At 66.8% G+C, this 1,149-nt stretch carries 2 protein-coding genes and 1 pseudogene; 1 reads left to right on the top strand and 2 read right to left on the bottom strand.

Annotation, left to right across the window (positions count from 1 at the left end; genetic code table 11):
* Positions 1–275, top strand: a pseudogene (locus tag CVM52_RS25950) (NLP/P60 hydrolase); the annotation flags it as partial.
* 205 nt (positions 276–480) lie between these two features.
* Here the strand turns inward: CVM52_RS25950 and CVM52_RS25945 are convergent.
* Complete coding sequence (locus CVM52_RS25945; protein ID WP_100165076.1) at positions 481–819, bottom strand: DUF2794 domain-containing protein; 339 nt, start codon at positions 817–819, stop codon at positions 481–483.
* Positions 820–850: 31 nt separating this feature from the next.
* The coding region (locus CVM52_RS25940; protein WP_276308673.1) for a PaaX family transcriptional regulator C-terminal domain-containing protein at positions 851–1,149 on the bottom strand (299 nt) is incomplete at its 5' end.

The following is a 1,149-nucleotide window of genomic DNA, read 5'->3' as shown; positions in this document are numbered from 1 at the left end:
AGGCCGGGCTGCGCGCCTGCGGCCGGCCCTGCCCCGGCGACAGCGATTTGCAGATGCAGGCGCTGGGCCGGCCGCTGCCCGAAGGCGCGGCGGCGCAACGGGGCGATCTGCTGTTCTGGAAAGGCCATGTCGCCTGGGTGGCCGACCCGGAAACGCTGGTGCATGCCAATGCGCATCACATGGCGGTGGCCTATGAACCGCTGCGCGCTGCGGTGGCGCGGATCGCGGCGCAGGGCGACGGGCCGGTTTTGGCGCATAAGCGGCTGGAACATTAACCGGTTGGGCGCAGCACCAGCCCCGCCGGCGGGTGCATTGCCGGGTGTCGACGGTGCGGAGTCAAGCGGTTAGGGCGGAGTCGTTTCGCGCGCGAAACAATCATCTGCTTGAATATGTTTACTTTTTCCGGGGTCGCGCGCACGGTGCATTAACCCTGGGCGGCGTTGTTCCGGACCCTGCTTTGGGGTGCCGGGTGCTGACCGCTCAGTCGACCGAGCGGATCAGCTTGCGTTCCAGCACCCGCAGCACGGTTTTCAGATCGCCGCCGCGTTTCAGCACCTGGCCGTCCATGCCCACCACCGCATACATGCCCTGGCGCATCCGCAACCTTGGATGTTTCTCGATCCGGTACAGCGGGTTTTCGGCGGTGCGGCGGAACACCGAGAACACGGCGCGGTCGCGCAGCGCCGAAATGCCGTAGTCGCGCCATTCCCCGGCGGCGACCATGCGGCCATAAAGCGACAGGATGACCTGCAATTCACGCCTGTCAAAGGAGATCTGGGCCGGAATGTGGGGGAAAGACTCGAACGGCTGAACTGTCATGCAAAAAGGTTTGCCGCAATTTCCAGATAAATCAAGCGTGTTGCGGACCGCCGAAGCGCCCGGCAAAGCGGGTGTCACCCGCAGGCATCGCCGCAAGATCGCCATCCGTCGAATCGAGCCAGGATTCGGCGGCGGGGGCGAGGCGGCGATAGGCGGCGGCCACAGCGCGGCGCGGATCGGCCAGCGGCGCGTCTTCCGGCATCAGGTCGGGCGGGATCTCGTCATAGCGCAGCACGATGCGGCGCCAGCGGTGGATCAGCAGCAGCCGCGCGGCGGCCGCGTCCAGCGGATCGGCAATTTCGCCGTTCAGCGCGGCCAGATCGGCGGCCA

It is taken from the genome of Pseudooceanicola lipolyticus, assembly GCF_002786325.1.
Taxonomy (GTDB): domain Bacteria; phylum Pseudomonadota; class Alphaproteobacteria; order Rhodobacterales; family Rhodobacteraceae; genus Pseudooceanicola_C; species Pseudooceanicola_C lipolyticus.
The sequence above is the reverse complement of the archived record's forward strand: the minus strand, read 5'-3'. Positions and strand labels throughout refer to the sequence as shown.